General features: G+C 58.7%; 17 protein-coding genes and 1 pseudogene. 8 read left to right on the top strand and 10 right to left on the bottom strand.

All coding sequences use genetic code 11. The annotated features are described in order from the left end of the window. The first annotated feature begins 214 nt into the window (after nucleotides 1-214). From TZ03_RS11035 to TZ03_RS11020, 4 genes are read left to right on the top strand one after another with little or no spacing between them, the layout of a single operon-like run. Nucleotides 215-1,621, top strand: a complete 1,407-nt coding sequence (locus tag TZ03_RS11035) for an NAD(P)/FAD-dependent oxidoreductase (protein ID WP_051097637.1) — start codon at nucleotides 215-217, stop codon at nucleotides 1,619-1,621. 10 nt (nucleotides 1,622-1,631) lie between these two features. Next, nucleotides 1,632-1,967, top strand: a complete 336-nt coding sequence (locus TZ03_RS11030) for a cupin domain-containing protein (RefSeq protein ID WP_051097636.1) — start codon at nucleotides 1,632-1,634, stop codon at nucleotides 1,965-1,967. Nucleotides 1,968-2,015: 48 nt separating this feature from the next. Continuing rightward, nucleotides 2,016-3,248 carry an aromatic amino acid transport family protein gene (locus tag TZ03_RS11025; RefSeq protein WP_051097635.1) on the top strand — a complete coding sequence of 411 codons (1,233 nt, stop codon included), beginning with the start codon at nucleotides 2,016-2,018 and terminating at the stop codon, nucleotides 3,246-3,248. A 60-nt stretch (nucleotides 3,249-3,308) separates the two neighbouring features. Beyond that, on the top strand, nucleotides 3,309-4,805 hold the full coding sequence (locus tag TZ03_RS11020; protein ID WP_051097634.1) for a PucR family transcriptional regulator: 1,497 nt from the start codon (nucleotides 3,309-3,311) through the stop codon (nucleotides 4,803-4,805). Between the two features lie 57 nt (nucleotides 4,806-4,862). On the opposite strand, the pseudogene TZ03_RS31960 reads toward TZ03_RS11020, so the two are convergent. Beyond that, nucleotides 4,863-4,961: pseudogene (locus TZ03_RS31960) on the bottom strand (hypothetical protein); the annotation flags it as partial. A gap of 520 nt (nucleotides 4,962-5,481) precedes the next feature. Here TZ03_RS31960 and TZ03_RS11015 point away from each other — a divergent pair. From TZ03_RS11015 to TZ03_RS11000, 4 genes are read left to right on the top strand one after another with little or no spacing between them, the layout of a single operon-like run. Further along, nucleotides 5,482-6,885: an amino acid permease gene (locus TZ03_RS11015; RefSeq protein ID WP_051097633.1), complete on the top strand. Its 1,404-nt coding sequence runs from the start codon at nucleotides 5,482-5,484 to the stop codon at nucleotides 6,883-6,885. Nucleotides 6,886-6,940: 55 nt separating this feature from the next. Next, a complete protein-coding gene (locus TZ03_RS11010; protein ID WP_051097632.1) occupies nucleotides 6,941-8,323 on the top strand; it encodes an NAD(P)/FAD-dependent oxidoreductase in 1,383 nt (460 codons plus the stop codon). A 12-nt stretch (nucleotides 8,324-8,335) separates the two neighbouring features. After that, nucleotides 8,336-8,686 (top strand): cupin domain-containing protein, encoded by a 351-nt coding sequence (locus tag TZ03_RS11005; RefSeq protein WP_051097631.1) that lies wholly within the window; start codon nucleotides 8,336-8,338, stop codon nucleotides 8,684-8,686. A gap of 56 nt (nucleotides 8,687-8,742) precedes the next feature. Further along, a complete protein-coding gene (locus TZ03_RS11000) occupies nucleotides 8,743-10,254 on the top strand; it encodes a CoA-acylating methylmalonate-semialdehyde dehydrogenase (protein WP_051097630.1) in 1,512 nt (503 codons plus the stop codon). Between the two features lie 63 nt (nucleotides 10,255-10,317). Here TZ03_RS11000 and TZ03_RS10995 read toward each other — a convergent pair whose 3' ends face one another. The 9 genes from TZ03_RS10995 to TZ03_RS10955 all read right to left on the bottom strand — a co-directional run bounded on the left by TZ03_RS10995 (nucleotide 10,318) and on the right by TZ03_RS10955 (nucleotide 20,499). Continuing rightward, complete coding sequence (locus TZ03_RS10995) at nucleotides 10,318-11,763, bottom strand: PucR family transcriptional regulator (RefSeq protein ID WP_051097629.1); 1,446 nt, start codon at nucleotides 11,761-11,763, stop codon at nucleotides 10,318-10,320. 318 nt (nucleotides 11,764-12,081) lie between these two features. Further along, nucleotides 12,082-13,464 (bottom strand): MFS transporter, encoded by a 1,383-nt coding sequence (locus TZ03_RS10990; protein WP_051097628.1) that lies wholly within the window; start codon nucleotides 13,462-13,464, stop codon nucleotides 12,082-12,084. Between the two features lie 243 nt (nucleotides 13,465-13,707). After that, nucleotides 13,708-14,235, bottom strand: a complete 528-nt coding sequence (locus TZ03_RS10985; protein ID WP_051097627.1) for an NAD(P)H-dependent oxidoreductase — start codon at nucleotides 14,233-14,235, stop codon at nucleotides 13,708-13,710. An 88-nt stretch (nucleotides 14,236-14,323) separates the two neighbouring features. Continuing rightward, the gene (locus TZ03_RS10980; protein ID WP_051097626.1) at nucleotides 14,324-15,799 is read right to left on the bottom strand and encodes an aldehyde dehydrogenase family protein; all 1,476 of its coding nucleotides are present in this window, start codon (nucleotides 15,797-15,799) and stop codon (nucleotides 14,324-14,326) included. Between the two features lie 53 nt (nucleotides 15,800-15,852). Continuing rightward, the gene (locus TZ03_RS10975; RefSeq protein WP_051097625.1) at nucleotides 15,853-16,692 is read right to left on the bottom strand and encodes an ABC transporter permease; all 840 of its coding nucleotides are present in this window, start codon (nucleotides 16,690-16,692) and stop codon (nucleotides 15,853-15,855) included. Next, complete coding sequence (locus TZ03_RS10970) at nucleotides 16,679-17,527, bottom strand: ABC transporter permease (protein ID WP_051097624.1); 849 nt, start codon at nucleotides 17,525-17,527, stop codon at nucleotides 16,679-16,681. Before TZ03_RS10970 ends, TZ03_RS10975 begins: the two co-directional genes overlap by 14 nt. A gap of 44 nt (nucleotides 17,528-17,571) precedes the next feature. Next, nucleotides 17,572-18,648: a quaternary amine ABC transporter ATP-binding protein gene (locus TZ03_RS10965; RefSeq protein WP_051097623.1), complete on the bottom strand. Its 1,077-nt coding sequence runs from the start codon at nucleotides 18,646-18,648 to the stop codon at nucleotides 17,572-17,574. Nucleotides 18,649-18,720: 72 nt separating this feature from the next. Further along, a complete protein-coding gene (locus TZ03_RS10960) occupies nucleotides 18,721-19,572 on the bottom strand; it encodes a glycine betaine ABC transporter substrate-binding protein (RefSeq protein WP_051097622.1) in 852 nt (283 codons plus the stop codon). 51 nt (nucleotides 19,573-19,623) lie between these two features. Further along, nucleotides 19,624-20,499, bottom strand: a complete 876-nt coding sequence (locus TZ03_RS10955) for a dihydrodipicolinate synthase family protein (protein WP_053388425.1) — start codon at nucleotides 20,497-20,499, stop codon at nucleotides 19,624-19,626. Between the last annotated feature and the right edge of the window lie 21 nt (nucleotides 20,500-20,520).

Below are 20,520 nucleotides of genomic sequence, written 5' to 3'. Positions count from 1 at the left end.
GTTCTACTGTCCCCAGGAAGTTGGACGCCAATTCAATCGGCAAGCAAGAACAGGGCAGGGCCAGCGTCTGACCCGAGAGTGGGGGAGATGTTGGTTTGTGTGTGGTGCCATACGAATGTATGAATGGATAATACGAATTCTTATGTGCGTCTAATTGTCGCCCTGGCGGAGAGTGGAAACACTACAGCTCTCTAACAACCGCCAGGGGCCAACAATGAAACTGACACCCACCCCGCCTTTGAAACCCAGCCACTGGATGTCGGCGACCTCGTTGCTGCAACAGGCCACGCAGCCGCTGCAAGGCAACCATGACACCGACGTAGTGATCGTTGGCGGCGGCTTCGTCGGCCTGTGGACCGCCCTGACCCTCAAGGAACAGGAGCCAGACGCTCGCGTGATGGTGCTCGAGCAGCATGTCTGCGGCGGCGGCGCCTCTGGTCGTAACGGCGGGTTCGTGATGTCCTGGTGGCCGAAGATCGGCACCCTGCGCAGCTTCTGCGACGAAGCTCAGGCGCGCCTGCTGGGCGAGGCCGCAGAACACGCCATCACCGAGCTGGGCATTTTCTGCGAGCGCCACGGCATCGACGCGCATTTTCGCCAGAGCGGCTGGTTGTGGACCGCCACCACCCGCCAGCATGTCGACACCTGGAACGCCACCCTGGCTGCGTGCGAGCGGTTGGGCGTGCAGCCGTTCGAGCGCCTCGACGCACGTGAGGTGGCCCGTCGCACCGGCTCGTCGGTACATCTGGCGGGTGTGTTCGAGCGCAGCAATGCCACCGTGCAACCGGCCCTGCTAGTCGAAGGCATGCGCCGCGTGGCATTGGCCAGCGGTATCGAAATCCACGAAGGCACCGCCGTGCAGCACATCCAGCCGGGCCAACCGGCGCGCGTGAAGACGACGCTGGGGTGCGTGCGCGCCCGTTCGGTCGTGCTGGCAGTCAATGCCTGGGCCGCGACCCTGCCTTCGCTGTCCAGGCTGATCGTACCGGTCAACAGTTCGATCGTGGCGACCCAGGTGATACCTGGACGCCTGCGCGATATCGGCTGGACGGGCGGAGAATCGATTACTGACTCGCAACTGATGGTCGATTACTACCGCACCACCGATGACGGGCGCATTGCCTTTGGCAAAGGAACCGGCGCCATCAGCTACGGCTCGCGCATCGGCAAGGTGTTCAGCGAGGACGAGGCCAGCCTGGCGCTGACCGAAGCCGACCTGCGCCGGACCTACCCGATGCTCCAGGGCGTACCCGTGGAGGCACGCTGGTCTGGGCCGATCGATCGCACCTACGACAGCCTACCGGTGTTCGGCCGCCTCGATGGCCACGACAACATCCACTATGGCATCGGCTGGAGCGGCAACGGCGTAGGCCCCAGCCGCCTGGGCGGGCGCATCCTCGCCAGCCTGGCGCTTGGCCGCAAGGACCCATGGAGCCAGTGCCCTCTGGTGGAGCGCACATGCCGCACCTTCCCGCCGGAGCCGATCCGCTACCTGGGCGGCTCGCTGGTACGCAATGCCGTCTTGCGCAAGGAGCGCTCGGAACTGGCCGGGCAGCAGCCGGCCGTCCTGGACCGTTATCTGGCCCGGTTCGCACCGGCCGGTCTCGAAGATAAATCCTGAGGAATCTTTCATGTCCCTGATCCGTATCTGCCTGGATGACTCGCCGGGCTTCAGCGAACCCACCGTGCTTGGCGACGCAGGCGCCCAGGCGCGTACCGCGGCCCATCGAACCCTGCCTGACGGTAAAGGCACTACCGGTGTGTGGGAGTGCACGTCCGGCAGCTTCCGTCGCCAGGTCGCCCAGGCCGAATACAGCTACATCGTGGCCGGCGAAGGCAGTTTCACGCCCGAACAGGGCCTGCCTGTCGAGTTCCAGGCCGGCGATGCGCTGTACTTTCCGGCCAACACCCAGGGCACCTGGGTGATCCGCAAGACCGTGCGCAAGACCTACCTGATTCTTGAATAACGCTTGCCCCAACGCTGAATTTCCCACAGACAAAACGAGGAACAAGAAGTGGGTGTACAACAACAGATTGCCCAGGACTCCGGCCTCAAGGCCCATGCCCTGGGGCGCTTTGAAACGCTCGGCATCATCATCGGTACAAACATCGGCGCGGGCGTGCTCAGCATGGCCTTCGCCGCCCGCAAGGTCGGCTACATTCCATTGCTGGTCTGCCTGATAGTGACGTGCCTGTTCTGTGTCGTGACGATGCTCTATGTGGCGGAAACCTGCCTGAGGACTCGCCAGAACCTGCAACTGAGCGGCCTCTCACGCAAGTACCTGGGTACGTTCGGCGGCTGGCTGATATTTTTTGCCGTGGCCGCCAACAGCTACGGCGCGCTCATCGCCTACATCAGTGGCAGTGGCAACATCCTCGCCGACTTCTTCGGCCACTATGGCTTGAGCCGGGAGCAAGGCAGCTTGCTGTTCTTCGTGCCCGCCGCGCTGGTGCTGTACTTGGGGCTCAAGGCCCTGGGCGTGGCGGAAAAGCTCATCAGCACGGGGATGGTGCTGATCGTCTGCCTGCTGATCGGCGCCACCGTGCTGCATGAGGACTCGACCCTGGTAAACCTGTGGCAGAGCCAATGGCAGTATGTGGTGCCGATCTTCAACCTGGCCGTCTTCGTGTTCGGTGCGCAGTTTCTGGTACCGGAGATCGTCCGTGGCAACCTGGAAACCGCCAAGCGCATCCCGGGGCTGATCATCACCGGCATGGTGCTGACGCTGGTGCTGGTGGCGGCCATCCCGGCCTCGGTGATCGCGCTGGTGGGCACCGAGCACCTGAGCGAGGTAGCGACCTTGAGTTGGGGCAAGTCGCTCGGGCAGTGGGCTTACTACGTGGCCAACGTGTTTGCCTTGCTGGCCATGCTGACGTCCTACTGGGGCCTTGGCGGCTGCCTGTTCACCAACATCTTCGACCAGATGCGCCTGGGCGATGAGAGCAATCGCCGCAAGCGCTTGATCGTATTGGCGGTGGTGACGCTACCGCCAATCCTCGTGGCCTATTCCGGTTTCAGCGGTTTCGTCAATGCGCTGTATTTCGCCGGTACCTTCGGCGGCGTGCTGATGGGCATCATCCCGATCCTGCTGCTCAATGCGGCGCGCAAGGCGGGCGACCAGCAGCCGGCGTTCATCTGTGGCTGGTATGCACACCCGCTGATGCAGGTACTCATCGTGCTGATCTTCCTATCCAGCGGTGTGTACGCGGTGTGCTCGGCCCTGGGCATGTTGCCTGCCAGTTGGTGACGCCGCACGCTTGAGGCAGTATGGGACCTCACCCCGGGCCACCGTCGGAGCAGCCTGCGCATGTTGCAACGTGTTCTTGACCTGATTGCGATACCGGAACTGCGTTCGCGCCTGCTCAGCGGTGCCCAGGGGTTGGACCACAAGGTACGCTGGGCCCACGTCTGCGAGCTGCCGGACCCCACCGAGTGGTTGGGCGAGGGCGATGTGCTGATGACCACCGGGCTTGGCATCCCCAGGGCGCCCGCCGACCAACAGGCCTATGTGGCGCGGCTGGCCCAGGCGGGGATCGCCGGCATGATGATCGGCGAACACATGCAGGCCCCCGAAGACATCAGCGCCCTGGCCCAGGAGGCCGAGGCGTTGGGCTTTCCGGTGATCCTCACCGAGTACGGGGTGCCTTTCGCCGCGGTGACCCGGGCCATCATCGATGCCAACCAACAAGATGAATTCGCCCGGCGTGGGGCCCTGGCCAAGGTCTACGAAAGCGCCCGATTGAGCATTCAGGGGCTTGGCCTGCCGGCTCTGCTGGCGCGCCTGCAGGCGGATATCCAATGCCACCTGTACCTGGTGTCGTTGGCCAAATTCACACCCTGGGCTCCTAGCCTGCCGGCGCTGCCGCCGGCACTCGCGGCCAGCCTCGGCGCGAGCCGCCAACGCCAAGGTGGCCATCAACCGATGGTACGTCGTCACGCGCTGGCAACCGGCGAAGCATTGAGCATCGAGTTGCCCAGTGAACCGGATTGCCTGCTGGTGGTCACCGGCACGCAACTGCCCGACTACGGCATGCTCCACCACCTGACAGCGGTGCTCGGCCTGGAGGTGCAACGCCTCCAGGCTGAGCGGGAGAGGCGCCTGCGGCTGGGCTCGGAGCTGCTCGATGACCTTCTGCAACAACGCCTGCACACGGCGCCCTTGTTGGAGCGCCTCGGGACCCACCTGCCAGGCCTGACGTTGGCCAACGCAGTCATTTCGGCGGCGCATCTGCCGGATGACGGCAGCGCCTGGGAAGACCGGCTGCGCCATCTGGATGAGTCCGCCCTGGTCAGGGCACAAGGGCAGGCGCTCATCCTGCTGCACCTCGATGGGCTGCAGGAAGGCTACAGTGCCCAGCTCGACCTGCAACTGGGCTCCAGTGCGGCACTGGACAACGCCCAGCGCGGGCCGGATGCCCTGCGCGAAGCCCTCCTGGCCCTGGCGCATACCCATGCCCAACGCCGTGTGTGCTGCTACGCCCAGCTGAAAACCGACACACCCTGGTTGCCGCGCACCCCCGATGAGGCAGACCGTGCGTTCCGCGCCGTCCTGGGCGCTCTGTACGATTACGACCAGGCCCATGGAACCTACCTGCTGCATACCTTGCAGGTATTTCTCGAAGAGAACCGCTCCTGGGTCAATGCTGCCCAGCGCCTACATGTGCACAAACAGACCCTGGTGTACCGGGTTCGCCGTATCGAAGCGATCAGTGGCCGCTCCTTGGACAGTACCGCCGACGTCGCTACCTTTTGGTTCTCTCTGCAGAGCGCCCAGATACTCGGGGTATCTTTTCAACCGCGTTAGCGTAACCGACCGTTCGTTTCATGCTGATATGTCGGGTTTCAGGGGCTGTTCAGCACTTCACCAGCTGTGCGTATAACTGGCAGTCAACACCGTGCCCGGTGCTGGCAGGTGGCTGGTGTTGTTGTTATTGCGCAGCAATTGGCTGTAAAGCGGGTATCGCCATCGGCGCGCCACAAATTCGACAATATGACTCATCGGGACGATTCAATGGCGTGCCGTGTCACTGCTATTCGCCATGAGCTGGGGCTCGCACTGTGGCGACTTCCACCCGCAACGTGTGAGAGCGGCGGTGAGGCGGTCCGATTCACCCGCGAAGAGTCTAGCGCGGTGGATGGCACCGGCTTTGCCGGTGTTCGCGGCTAAAGCCGCTCCCACAGGTATAGCGCGCCCGAAACCTGCACAGTACCTGTGGGAGCTGGCTTGCTGGCGATGCGCCGCAAAACGGCCCCAAATTGCTTAACTGACTGGCATTAACTGGCCGCTTCTCCAATAGGCGCCAGGCAGAATTTCTGTCATTTGCAGAGAAGTATTGACGCATTTTTACGGGATATGCATTCATACAAATGTACAAGCATGCTCGTTGAACTCTGTAATTTGTCGATTTCCATCATCCGAGCGCCTGCTTAATCTCCTTCTCAGGCCGTGTTGACCATTAATAATTAGAAGGAGACAACCAGTGCCTATTCAGTCAGAGCATGACCCTCGTCTCAAGCGTGCGCTCAAGACTCGACACATCAGTATGCTCGCGCTAGGCGGGGTGATTGGTGCCGGGTTGTTTGTAGGCTCCAGTGCAGTGATCGCCTCCACCGGGCCAGGCGCATTCATTACATATGCCATCACTGGCCTCATCGTCGCTCTCGTAATGCGCATGCTCGGTGAAATGGCCGCAGCGCATCCTGCCAAAGGTTCATTCGTAGATTATGCCCGCATGGCTTTCGGTCGCCCGGCCGGTTACATGACGGGATGGCTGTATTGGTACTTCTGGGTCATCGTGGTCGGGTTCGAGGCGGTCGTCGGCGGGCAAATCATCAATGCCTGGTTGCCATCAATCCCGGTCTGGGTCATCTCCCTTGGATTGATGGTTACCATGACGCTGCTCAACCTGATGTCTGTGCATTCGTTCGGTGAAGCAGAGTACTGGTTCGCAGGGGTGAAGGTGGCGGCAATCGTGGTGTTTCTGGTGGTGGCCGGGGCTTTCGTGTTCCACCTATGGCCAGGCTCCGATGCCAGCTTCGCCAACCTTACCCAGCACGGTGGTTTTCTCCCGCATGGCGTAGGTTCGTTGTTCACGGGTGTAGTGGTGGTGATTTTCTCCATGACCGGTGTCGAAGTCGCTACGTTGGCGGCTGCCGAATCAGAGGACCCATCGCGCAATATCCGCAAGGCGGTGAACACCGTGATGGTGCGCATCCTGGTGTTCTTCGTACTGGCGACTTTCTTCATCGTCGTAGCTCAACCCTGGACCTCGCTCACTCCCGGCAAATCGCCCTTCGTCACCACACTGGAACACATCGGTATCCCGGGTGCCGGCGACATGCTGACCGTGGTCATTCTGGTCGCCGTGCTCTCCGTGCTCAATGCAGGGCTGTATACCTCTTCGCGCCTGCTCTACGTGCTGGCCTCCAATGATGAAGCACCTCGCTGGATCGCTGGGGTGAACCGTAAAGGGGTGCCGGTGCGCGGTGTCATCGCCTCGACCCTGGTGGGCTATGGCTGCGTGGTCATTGCCGCCCTTTGGCCAGACACCGTGTTCCAGTTCCTGATCAACTCGTCCGGCACGGTATTCCTGTTCGTCTACCTGATGATCTGCCTGTCGCAGATCAAGCTGCGCCGTAAGTGGGTGGCCGAGGGGGCGCTGAAGTTCGCCATGTGGGGCCACCCTTGGCTCCCGCTGCTGGTCACCGCTTCGATTGTCGCGGTGCTGCTGAGTATGGCTTTCGACCCGTCCATGCAGGTGAGCCTGTTGCAATGCATCGTCGCAATCTTTGCCATCGCGGCTTCCTATGTATGCCTGCAGCTGTCGCATAAGCGCCGTCATCGATCGCTGAAGGATATCCAGCCGGCAATCAACAGGACCTGACCCTTCGCCGTGTCCGTATCACCCTTGCTCCACGCATCAATGGGAAGCCCAAAGCATGTCAGCTAAAACAGATTTGTCCCAGTTACCCAACCGACCCTTGTGGTTCGAACATGCCCAGCCGCGTGCGCGCCTGGAGGCTGATATCCAGGCGGATGTGGTGATCGTCGGTGCCGGCTACACCGGGTTGTGGACGGCTTACTACCTGCTCAAAAGCGATCCAGGCCTGCGCGTGGTGTTGCTGGAGAAGCGTGAAGTCGGCTTCGGCGCTTCCGGGCGCAATGGTGGTTGGGCGTCGGCGATATTCCCGATCTCGCTGCACCGAGTCGAGCAGCTGTACTCTCACTACGCCGCCTTGCAACTGCAAACGGCTATGAACGAAACCGTCGATGAGATCGGCCGGGTGCTGGCGTTGGAGGGTATCGACGCCGATTACGCCAAGCAGGGTTTCCTCTCGCTGGCCCGCAGTGCACCGCAGATGGCCCGGGCGCGTGCGGCGGTGGAGAGCTCCGCGAGCTTTGGCCTGCCGGAGCAGTGGCGGGTGCTGGAGGCTGGCGCGGCGAGCGAGCGTATTGGCGCCGAAGGCATCCTGGGTGGCCTGTACACCGAGCACTGCGCGCTGATTCATCCCGGCAAGCTGGTACGAGGCCTGGCGCGCCTGGTCGAAAGCCTGGGCGCGAAAATCTACGAACAGTCCGCGGTGGAACGGATGGCGCCGGGCGTGGTGCACACCGAGTGCGGCTCGGTGCGCGCCGAGATGACCGTGCGCGCCACTGAGGCCTTCACGTCGCAGCAGCCGGGCAAGTCGCGCTTCGTCATTCCGTTGTACTCGCTGGTGCTGGCCACCGAGCCACTGCCGCGCGAGTTGCTGGCCAAGCTCAACCTTGATCACCGCATGGCCTTCAACGACATGCGTCACTTGCGTGTGTACGGGCAGGTCACGGCTGAGGGACGGCTGGTGTTTGGTGGCCGAGGCGCGCCCTACAAATGGGGCTCCAGCATGTCCGATCAGGCTGACCTGGTAGACAGCATCCACGGCAAGATCTACGACACGATGCTCGAGTTCTTCCCGGCCCTGCGTGATACCCGCGTCACCCATAGATGGGGCGGTGCATTGGGCGTGTCCCGCGATTGGTGCCCGACGGTAAGCATCGATCGCAATAGCCGTATGGCCTGGGCCGGAAATTACGTCGGCGACGGCGTGGCCACCAGCAACCTGGCTGGCCGCATTCTGCGCAATCTCATTCTTGAGCGTGAGGAAGAGATCAACACCTTACCGGTGGTCAACCATCGGTCCCCGTCCTGGGAGCGCGAACCCCTACGCTGGCTCGGTATCAACAGCGGGCTGACCGCCGCCTCGCTGAGCGATGTCGAAGAGCGCTTTACCCATCGTCCATCTCGCACTGCGATGTTGCTGGAAAAGCTGACTGGTGCACATTAAGAGGAAGCAACCTTGACTACTTTCACGATCATCAAGTCCGCAGCGATTCAATCGTTGCCACTGAACCCCGCTGGTCAGCGCGCTGGCGCCGACAAGGGTGACCCGCAGATCGCCATCCAGACCCTGGCACCCGAGGCTGTCGGCAACCTGGGCGTCTGGGAGTGCCAACCAGGTGGCTGGCCTGTGATCGACCGCCCCGACACCGAGTTCACCTACATCATTTCCGGTCGCGCCTTGTTGACTGACGACCACAGCAAGGAAACCGTCGAAGTGAGCAGTGGTGACCTGATCATCCTGCCTCCGGGATGGACCGGCCGCTGGGACGTGATCGAGACCGTTCGCAAGGTCTACGCCATTTATTGATTTACGTGTGAGGCCCAGGCCTCGCGCCGTTTCCCTTTGAAGATTTGAGGACAACCATGACCACCACCATCACCAACTGGATCTCCGGCGCCCGTGCCGATGTTACCAGTGGCCTGCAGCAGCCGGTCTACAACCCGGCTACCGGTGCAGTAACCGGCCAGGTGCAACTGTCTGCGCAGGCTGACGTGAATGCTGCTGTCGCCTCCGCCAAGGCTGCTTTCCCAGCGTGGAGCAACCTGTCGCCACTGCGCCGTTCGCGAGTGCTGAACAAGTTCCTGGCGCTGCTCAACGAGCACCGTGACGACCTGGCTCGCATGATCACCGCTGAGCACGGCAAGGTTTTCACCGATGCGCAAGGCGAAGTGATGCGCGGCATCGAGATCGTCGAGTTCGCCTGCGGCGCGCCGCAGCTGCTGAAAACCGACTTCACCGACCAGGTCAGCACCAACATCGACAACTGGACCCTGCGCCAACCGTTGGGTGTGGTCACTGGCATCACCCCGTTCAACTTCCCGGTGATGGTGCCGATGTGGATGTTCCCGGTGGCCCTGGCCACCGGCAATACCTTCGTGCTCAAGCCGAGCCCGCTGGATCCGAGCCCGAGCTTGTTCATCGCCGAGCTGCTCAAGCAGGCGGGCCTGCCAGATGGCGTGTTCAACGTCGTGCAGGGTGACAAGGACGCGGTCAATGCGTTGATCGAGCACCCGGACGTTCACGCTGTTTCGTTCGTCGGGTCCACTCCGATTGCCAATCACATCTATGAAACGGGTGCCCGCCATGGCAAGCGTGTCCAGGCACTGGGTGGTGCCAAGAACCATCTGGTAGTGATGCCTGACGCCGACATCGACCAGGTTGTCGATGCCCTGATCGGTGCCGCATACGGTTCCGCCGGTGAGCGCTGCATGGCGATCAGCGTGGCGGTGTTCGTGGGCGAGGAAACGGCAGAAAAAATCATGCCGAAACTGATCGAGCGCACTCTTGAACTCAAGGTGCTCAATGGCACCAACCTCGAGGCCGAAATGGGCCCCATCGTGACCCGTGCCGCTCACGAGCGAATCACCGGCTACATCGAGCAGGGCGTGAAAGAAGGTGCGACGCTGCTGGTGGACGGCCGCGAGTTCAACGGTCAGAAGGCAGGCGAGGGGTGTGCCGACGGTTTCTGGATGGGCGGTACACTGTTCGACAACGTCACTCCGGACATGCGCATCTATAAGGAAGAGATCTTCGGCCCGGTGCTGGCTTGTTTGCGGGTCAAGGATTTCGCTGAGGCGGTTGACTTGATCAACGCCCACGAATTCGGCAATGGCGTGAGTCTGTACACCCGCGACGGCCATATCGCCCGCGAGTTCGGCCGCCGCATTCAGGTCGGCATGGTCGGTATCAACGTGCCGATTCCGGTACCGATGGCCTGGCATGGTTTCGGCGGCTGGAAGAAGAGCTTGTTCGGCGACATGCATGCCTATGGCGAAGAAGGCGTGCGCTTTTACACCAAGCAGAAGAGCATCATGCAGCGCTGGCCGCAGGCCATCGCCAAAGGTGCGGAGTTTGCCATGCCGACCAGCCACTGATCGGCAAGGCTGATTGATTTTCAGCGGCCCCGCCCACGCAGCGGGGCCGTTTGCTTTCAACCATCAGCCAAGTCCCAGCAGGTCAGAATTGATTGCCGCCTGAATGGCGATCCAGAAACGCGCAATGCCCTGGGTAGTCGTTGGGTTGAAACCGGTCAGTTGCTCTACGAGCTTTATGCGATACACAAGGGTTTGGCGATGGATGCCCAGGTCCAATGCACTGGCTTTCCAGTTGCCGTCGTTTTTCAGAAAAGTGGTCAGCGTGTGCAGCAATGTTGCGCCCTGTAACCGGTCATGTTCGATGAGTGGCCCCAGGTAGCGCGCCACCAGGGCCCGCGCCTCGGGCAAGGATTTGGGTGCCATGATCAAGCCGGTTTCGGCTTCACCGTAGCGCAACGTCGGCACGGCCAGCTCTGCCGCCTGAGTCAGCGCCAGGCGTGACTGCCGGGCGGCCTCCCTATAGCCGCTTGCCGTGGTGATAGGCCCACTGATGCCAATCTGCGTACCTTGGCCCAAGCCCTCCAGCAACGCTTGGAACAGGGCTGAATCGTCGCAGCCGATGGCCAGCAGCAAATTGCGTTCTGCCAGCAGTAACGGGGTGGCCACGTGCAATGCCGGTGCATGATGGATGTCATCAGGGGTGCGCACGCTGCCACTACCTGGTCGGATTGCCAGGGCGATGAGGGTGCCCTTGAGGCCGCGGCGCTCCAGCATGGGCCGGGTAAGTGCCGGCTCGACTTCACTGTCGAGCAGACTGCGCAGCAGTGCAGCGCCTTCTTCACGCTGCTGGTCTCGGTGAATCATCTGCCGCTCCAGCTCCACACCCAGAAGGCCGACCAGTGAGCGCAGCAGAATCGAATCGTCCATCGACACGTGAGGGCGCCGGCTGATGATCAGGTTGGCCTGTGTCCTGCCGGCAATCGGAATGCGCTCGATGTTCACCAGGGCCTGATCCCCGCTGGGTTGGCTTTCAACGATTCTGATACCAGTGACAGCGTCTTCAATTGCCAGGTGGCCGCCAAGGTTCTTGGCCAGAATCGATAGCCGCCCAGGCATGTCAGGTGCCATCCGCAACGCTTGCGCATAGGTCTGGAACAACCGCTCACTGGCATTGAAACGCTCGCGTTGCGCTTGTAGTACGCTTTCGATCACATAGTGCGAGAGCTTGACGAATTCCAGTTCGAAACTGGCATGCAGCAGCGGGAACAACAGGCGCTCGGCCGCTTCCAGCAATCCCGGCGACAACGCCGGAGCATCCTCGCGAGGGGCGATGACCACAGCGCTTGCATTACTCTGCGCCAGCTTCTCAAGCCACTCGACCTGTGCTGAATCGCCAATCGGCATTCCCACCCCCGTGGTCATGACCAAGTCCCCCGGTGACACCCAGCGCCAGGGGTCGGGCAGGTCCACAGTGTGTGCCCATGTAATGATTCTGCTGGTACCTGCCAAACCGGCCAATACCTGGAGTTTCAACGGATCGATGGCAATCAGGTCGTGCACCGTCAGCATGAGATCTCTCGTTTCAAGTGGTCTGAAATTTGGGGCAGCTCAGCATCGGTACATGATCGCAGAACGGTACAGAGACAGTGCAGCAGGATGTTAAATAAAGTTGCGCTCGCCGCTTTCATGGCGGCGATCTTGAGCGTCATGCTGTTTAGGCAGGCCATTTACCTACTGCGGAAAGAGCGAGATTCAACCTGTATTTTAGACTTTGGCGGGCAGTGATGAGTTCACAAACCTGGCACCCGCCATTGCAATTGCAGCGTCTTTATCTTTGCTGACTGACTTTTCACTGGTAGTCCTGGACTGGGCTACCAGCGTGCGGATTCAGATCATTTGCCGAGCGGGGGATTTACCACTCCCTTTTTTGGCCAGCGGCTGAGCGTTCTCCAAAGAGGACGCTGCGCTCAAGTCGATGCCGCGGGTTTCGGGCGCCAAGAACCACGACACAATCAAGCCCGCGAATGTGATACCGGCGGCGAAATACATCGTGTAACCGATGCCGTATGTAGTGATCGAGATCGGAACCAGATAGGTGCCGATGATTGCACCAATACGGGAAACCGATGTTCCCAGGCCCACTGCCGCCGCGCGTATCTCGGTCGGGAAGATTTCATTGGGATAGACGAATTGCAATACCTGCGCGCCACCTACCAGCACTGCATAGGCACCAAACAAGGTAATGATTAGCCAGGAGGATGCTTCGGAGAAGCAGCCGAGCAGCAGCAGTGCCATCCCCGACCACAGGAGACTGTTGAGCAACAGACTGCGCCTACCCATGACGTTGACCAGCCAAGACGCGAGTGCACATCCGACAACGAACATCATAGTGACGACGATCGAGCCGTAGCTGGCCCACTTGCCAGTCAAGTGGAGAGCCTCCAAGACTTTGGGTGCAAACGCATAGACGGCAAAGACCGGGATCACGGCACAGGTCCAGAACATGCAAACGAAGAAGGTACGTTTGCCGTATCCGGAGCAGACCAGGTCTCGGAAGGCTAGCTTACGAGGCTTCGGTTGCTCTGGCAGATTCTTCAGGCTGAAGTTATTGCCGAATACTTTCTTGATTACCGCAGTGGCTTCGTCACGACGGCCCTTGCTCAGCAGCCAACGAGGTGACTCTGGCGTTCCCAGGCGAAGCAGCAGCAGGCCGAAGCTAAAGATTGCTGTGCTCGCCAGAGCGAATCGCCACGCCTCTGGCCCACCCATTTCGATGAAGAGCTGGCCCGAAATGTAAGCGGCAGCCGCTCCAGCGAAGAAGAAGATAGTCAAGCCAGCCAGGCATGGCCCGCGCTGCTTCTTGGGTAGGAACTCGACAAGAAATGCTGTTGCTACGGGGTACTCAATACCGACTCCGATACCGATGAAGAACCGGAGAATGAACAGCATTACCCCGGATTCAACCCAAAGCTGGAGTACTGAGCACACGGTGAAAAGAATGGGGCCAATGAAGTAAATCATTTTTCGGCCGAAGCGATCCGTCAGGGTACCCCCGAGAAAACCGCCGAAAAATATGCCCATCAATGCGGAGACAGCAATCAATCCTTCCCAAAGCCCGGAAAGCATTAGGGCCGGAACGATCGAAGGCAATGCGATGCCAATGATGCTGAGTACGTATCCATCAACGAAAGAGCCACCGCTGGAGCGCAGGGTCAGAAGTCGATGAAATCGATTGGGCGAAATATCCTCAATGGATATGTTGTTGGACATGGTACACCTGTTTTTATCAATATTAGTGAATGACCAGCAGTCCGCATGAACGGATCTAGAACTGACGATCTAGAATTCAGGGAGCGAAATGAAATTACTTTGATGATTACCGATTTTTGATTACTACTCCCTGAGCACGCTAAATTTGAAGATGCATGCGGCACGCACGGCTCGCCAAAATTAAAATAGGGCCTCCTACCAATAGGCAGGAGGTCGCCAGGTGGGTTGCGAAATTATGTGAATTCAGTACGGTTCCAGGATGAATTGCTGATACTGGCGGGCATTTTCAGATAGTTCCGAATCGCTATAGTCTCCGCTGCTATGCAGGAAGAAACCCGGTTGGTAGCGCATGCCCACTCTGAGAGCCGTCACCTCGAAGGGACTGGTCAAGTCTTCGATGCTACGGCCGTATCGGCTGTCCCGTTGGTAGTCAGCTTCGCGAGACCAAGTCGATACCGCGATAGCAAGTGTTCTCCCTTCCAGTGCATGGCCGTTTGGCCCGTACGCCCAGCCACTCGTGAACACTTCATCCAACCACTGTTTCAGAAGTGGAGGGCAGCTGTACCATTGGAAAGGAAATTGCAAAACGATGCGGTCATGCTCGTCGACCAAGCCTTGCTCAAACTCAACATCGAAAACACGGCTGGGATATTTCTCGTAGAGGTCGTGTACCGTGACCCCTGGTAAGCCCGATAGGGCGTCGATCCACGCAGCATTGATCCGCGAGTTTTCGAGATCGGGGTGTGCGACGATGACCAGTGTCTTAGTCAAAACTCTTTCTCCTTGAGTGCGTGCAGCGGACTGCACGTACTCATTACAACGCGTAAATCGGTCTATCGCTCAGCTGGCTGAGCAAGCATTACTTGATGTACCAGCCCCACGGATCCGAGGATACGAACGAGGTCACTTGTTTGATTTCGAGGTAGTTTTCCAAGCCCCATTTGCCAAGTTCTCGGCCGAGGCCAGATTGTTTGTAACCACCCCAGGGAGCCTCAGTGAAGGTAGGTTGGGAACAGTTGACCCAAACAATCCCCGCCCGTAGTGCGTTCGAGACGCGATCAGCACGAGGCTGATCTTTCGTCATCACTGCGGCCGCCAAGCCGAAGCGGCTGTCATTGGCAACCTCGACCGCTTCTTCTTCAGTGTCGAAAGGACGAACGCACACCACGGGACCGAAGATTTCTTCGTTCCAAACAGTGCTATCCAGGCTCATGTCAGTGATGACAGTCGGCTCGAAGTAGTAACCTTTGTCGAACGATGCTGGACGTCCACCGCCGACTAGCACAGTGGCACCTTCTTCACGTGCACGCTCGACAGCAGCTTGCACAGTTTCGTGCTGAGCGCGAGATACCAGTGGGCCCAGCAGGACGCCTTCGTCCATACCGTTTCCGATGGTGATCTTGCGAGTCTCCGCGGCCAGACGCTCCAGCAGTTTGTCGTAGATTGGGCGTTGAACCAGAACGCGGGAAGTCGCGGAGCAGACCTGGCCCTGGTTCCAGAAGATGCCAAACATGATCCACTCGACTGCGGCTTCGATGTCTGCATCTTCAAAGATAACCATCGGGCTTTTGCCGCCCAGCTCAAGGCTGACGCGCTTAATGTCCTTGGCGGCTTCGGCCATGATGTGCGAGCCAATACGACCAGATCCGGTGAACGCGAGCTTGTCCACTTGCGGGTGGGTAATGATGGCTTGACCTGCGCGAGAGCCAGAGCCGGTCACGATGTTCAGAACGCCGGCCGGCAGCTCAGCCTGTTGGGCGATCGCAGCCAGCTCGACCGCTGTCAGCGATGTGATTTCGGCGGGCTTCAGTACCACGGTGCAGCCGGCTGCAAGGGCAGGGGCTACTTTCCACGCGGACATCAGCAGTGGATAGTTCCATGGAATGATTGCACCGACTACGCCCAGAGGTTCACGACGAACCTTGCAACGGAAGCGGTCATCCGAGACGGCGAGTTCTTGGTTGTTACTGTCATCCAGCTGCTCAGCCAGATCCGCGTAATAATCGAAGCAGCCTGCTGCATCACCGATATCCCAGCGAGCTTCCGGCAGAGGTTTGCCGTTGTCGAGCACCTCCAGCTTCGCGATATCTTCGAGGCGCTCGCGAATCAGTGTCGCGATTCGACGCAAATAGACCGCACGCTGCTTGCCTGTGGTTTGAGGCCAGCCGTCTTTGTCGAAGGCGCGACGGGCAGCTTTGACAGCAAGATCAGCATCCTTCTCATTGCCGATAGCCAGCGTGGCGAATGCTTCTTCAGTGGCAGGGTTGATCACCTCAATGCTGCCGCCATCAACGGGTTCTGCCCACTTACCATCGATATAGAGCTGTGTACGCATGGTCTCTCCAGTTTTTATCAGTGTTGCCACAAACGGCCCGCAGCAGTGCTGAATCAGCGATTCAGGTACTTGGCGGGAATGCTGCCCCTGCACACCCGATCAAGGATCAGAGCAAGGATTACAATTGCCAGACTGGCGCGAATGCCCAGACCAAACTCCATGCGGGTCAACCCGCGAGTTACCTCAGAGCCGAGGCCGCCAGCACCTACCAGGCCAGCGAGTACGACCATGCCGAGCGAGAGCAGGACGCACTGGTTTACTCCGATCAGCAGGGTTGGCAGGGCTGATGGCAGCTCGATCTTCCAGAAGATTTCTTTCGGCTTCGCACCTACAGCGATACCCAGTTCTATACGGTTATGCGGGATCTGGTTCATCGCCAAAATGGTCAGGCGGATCATCGGAGGGATGCCGAAGATGATGGTCGCCAGAAGTGCAGGTACCGCTCCCAGTCCGAATAAGACAACAGCGGGTACCAAGTAAACCCATGGCGGCATTGTCTGCATCACGTCCAGGACGGGGCGGGCTGCGGCGATCAGTTTTTCGCTTCTGGACAGAAATACGCCGATCACCATGCCAATCGAGAGCGAGAACGCCACAGCGATTGTGATCAATGCCAGCGTTTGGACAGCCGGCTCCCACATGTCCATGCTCACGCATAGCCACAAACCTAACAGGCACAGCAACCCAGTTCGCCAGCCCGCCACCAGCGTGCAAACACCGGCCAATGCGACGATTACGTAAGGCGCAGGTGCCATGGATAACAGCGCCGCTATCCCTCCAATGAGATTGTCGAAGAAGCCCGACGTGGCATTGAAGAAATCATGGAAGTTGTTGTTCAGGTACGTCAGAAAAGGGGAAACGGCTGAACCTGGCGAGATGTTAGGCGTGGCCATGGTTGTTCTCCTTTTCTGGCTTGCACAGCGCTTGAGAGATACGATCGAGGATGATGGTCAGCACTACGATGGCAATGCCTGCGTTTACGGCTTCATCGATTTTCAAGGTGCGTACGGCTTCATAAATGGCTTGACCTAACCCGCCGGAACCGGCGATGCCAGCAATCACCACCATGCCGAAGCTCAGCATCAGGCTCTGGTTGATGCCGGCCAAGATCGATGGCACGGCAAACGGTACCCGGATCTTCATCACCTGGTTGGAGGTGGTCATGCCGACAGCTGCACCCAGCTCGCAGAACTGCACGGGGGTGGTGAATACTCCGTGAGCTGTCAGCCTCAGTGCGGGTGGAATTGCCACAAGGCAGGTCGCCCAAATCGCAGTGGCTGGCCCATAACCGAGCAGTGCGATACCGGGCAGGAGGAAGATGTAGGGCGGCATGGTCTGGAAGAAGTCCATGACCAATTCAGCACCGTGTTTCCATTTGGCTGAAAGCCCCACCAGGACACCGACAGGTATCGCCAGGAGCAGGGCTATCAGTGTTGAGGTAAACACTAGGGTGAGGGTGGCCATGGTTTCATTCCACAGTCCCATCTGTTGGCATAACCACAGACCGAGCACGCAGAGAACGGCAAATCCTTTGCCTACAGTACGCCAGCCTGCCAGCGCGACGACCAAGCAAATAGCCCACCAAGGTGCCCAGAACAGAAGGGCGTTTATGAGGTTGAATACAGCATTCATTGCACTGCTGATCGTGTTGAAGAAAACGCCGGCGTTATCGGTAAGCCAAGCGAGCATGTCTTCAACGAGGAAATCGAAATTTTCTGTAATTGTCATTCTTCGATAACTCCGGAATAAGGCGCTCTATCGTTCGCTGAACATCAAGCCAGATCTAGGCCCCGCACGGCTTTTAGGAGCGTCTCGCGGCTGACAGTGCCGACGATTTGGCTCCCGTCTTTGATCGCTACGACTTCTTCAGCTTCGCCGAGGGAGATGTCGATCAGCGTTTCCAAATCTGCATCAATGTTGACGCTGACCAGCGCGTCGAGCGCGCGTCCGCCAAACTCCAACGTAGGTTGCTGATCAAGCCGCTTGAGCATCGAGCGCGCCCGCAGCAGCTTCAGTCGAGAAATGCCCTCCATAAAACTGGCGACATAGGCATCTGCGGGGTTGAGCACGACTTCTTCGGGAGTGCCAACTTGGATGAGGCGGCCTTCTTTCATGATTGCAATGCGATCCCCGATCCTGATCGCCTCGTCGATGTCATGAGTAATGAAAATGGTGGTCTTGCGTAAATCAGTGGACAGCTTCTTGAACTCGACCTGAAGCTGTTTACGGATCAGTGGATCGAGCGCGCTGAAGGGCTCATCCATCAGCAAAACGTCCGGATCCGCCGCCAAAGCGCGGGCGATACCTACACGTTGTTGCATACCGCCGGATAGCTCCTGGGGGAAACGATTGGCCCAGTTACCCAATCCGACTTTGTCCAGGGACGCTTGGCTCTTCTGAAGCGCCTCTTGTTTAGAGACACCTTGGACCTCCAACGGGAGCATCACATTCTGGATTACCGTCCTGTAGGGGAGGAGGGCCACATGTTGGAAGACCATACCGATCTTGTTGGACCGTAGACCGCGCAGTTCGGTAGGCGACATCTTGCAGATATCTTTGCCGTGCACCAGAACTTCGCCGCAGGTAGGGTCGATCAATCGATTAAAATGGCGAATGAGGGTGGATTTGCCACTGCCCGAAAGGCCGATAATGCAGAAAGTCTCGCCTTCATGAACCTTAAACGTTGCACCAGCGACGGCGACAACCGAACCGAATTTTTCCAGCAGTTCGTCCTTGCTATGCACCAAGCTCTTGGCAGCATCAATGGCTGCCGGGCTCTGGTTGCCAAATATCTTCCATACGTCACGACACTCGACCACAGTAGACGATGCAGGGCTATTCTTGTTCATTATATTCTTTCGCCTGTCCGGAAACTTTGATGAAGAGTTGCCGGCCTCTATTGAGCCGAGGCCGGCGGGCTGTTACTTAGAAGACATCTGCGCCCATCGTCCGGTGATGTCGCTGTTATCTTTCCACCACTGGTCAATTGCCTGCTCTTCAGTAGCGCCGTCTTTGACCGCGCCATTGATGGCATTGATAGTCTCGATGGGTACGTACATGCTCGCTAATACTTCACGAAGATGCGGATTCTCTGCTGAGAACCCCTTCTTTGCGATCCAATAATAAGTCTGTGAAGGTGCGAAAACATGTTTCGGGTCGTCGAGGAACTTCATGTCGTATTTCATCGACATCCAGGACGGGGTCCATAGTACGGCCACGATTGGCTGTTTCCGCTCCAGACTCGATTGCACCTGTGCTGCCATCGCCGCAGTACTACCATCGATGACCTTATACTGAAGGCCATAGTCCTTGACGGCAGTGTTGAGTTCACGCATTAGGCCCGAGCCGGGTTCGATGCCAATGATCTTCTCGCCGACCTGGTCCTTGACCGAGTTCAGCTCTTCAATCGAATTGATTGGCATTGATGTCGGCACGACGATCCCCTGACGCAAGCCATGGGATACCACAGAAACCTTTTCAAGCCGTTGCTTGTTTTTCTGCCAGTAATCCGATGCTACGTAGTTGATCTGAGATACCAATATATCGACATCGCCGCGGGCCAACGCGCTGTAGGCAATACCCCATTCCGAGAACTTAGTTACCTCGACCGAATACTTTTCGCTTTCGAGGAATCTTTTCCCGATTGCAGTGATTGGCGTAAGGTCTTCCCAGCTCATCGTTCCCACTTTGAGGCTGGTCTTCTCTTCTGCCTGGCTAACCGCGGCCAAGCAGGCAAGAACTATCATCGCAAACAATCTGTAGACGACACGCATGGCGCTCTCCTGACTACTGCTTCGATACTTCTAATTAGGGATAGCCTGTACTCAAACGTTGAGCAGAGGAGCGATCGCTGCATCCATCGCGCTGCGCTCAGCGGCGGACAGTGGACGGATTGGCTTACGCAGGTTGCCGGTGCCGTAACCGCGTTGGTGAGCTGCATGTACCACCAGTGGCAGATAGCGGTTTTTCCAGATCAGCAGCTGGGATGGCAACATGCGCTCCCACAAGGCGAATGCCTCGGTGTAGTTCTTCTCTTGCACCAGGTTGAACAGTTTCACCGACTCATGAGGCATGTAGTTGGCGGCACCCCAGATTGCACCTTTAGCACCGGCCAAGAAGGCATAGAGGGCGATGGTGTCGCAGCCATTGAGTACAGCGGTCGGGGTTTGCAGGTATTGCTGGTGAGTGGTGAAGTCACCGCCGCTGTCTTTGATGTAATTGAAGTTTTTCAGCTCGCTAAGACGGGCCAGCAACTCCACCGACACCGAGAGCTGGGTCGCTTGAGGGATGTTGTAGCCGACGATGTCGATGCCGATTGCTGCGTCGATTTCCTTGTAGAACTCGAACAGGCCGTCATCATCGGAAGGACCTTCGAAATAAGGCGGCAGGATCATCAGCGCGTCAGCGCCATGGGCTTCAGCGTGCTTCGAGCGACGCACGACTTCATCGACATTCAAGGCCGAGCTTTGGCAGATGACGTTGCAACGACCATTGATGCGTTTGATGCCGATTTCGTACAGCTTGTTGCATTCAGCTTCGGTCAGGTAGGGGTGTTGGCCGGTGCCTGCGCCCAGTACCAGACCATGTACACCTGCGTCGATGTATTGCTCGATCAGTTCTTCCCACGCTGCATAGTCTACTGCGCCGTTTGCATCAAACGGCGTTTGCATTGCGAGGTTAACTCCAGTCAGATTTGCCACAGCGGTTCTCCTAGTTGTTTT

The organism is Pseudomonas sp. 10-1B (assembly GCF_000935045.1).
GTDB lineage: Bacteria > Pseudomonadota > Gammaproteobacteria > Pseudomonadales > Pseudomonadaceae > Aquipseudomonas.
The sequence above is the reverse complement of the archived record's forward strand: the minus strand, read 5'-3'. Positions and strand labels throughout refer to the sequence as shown.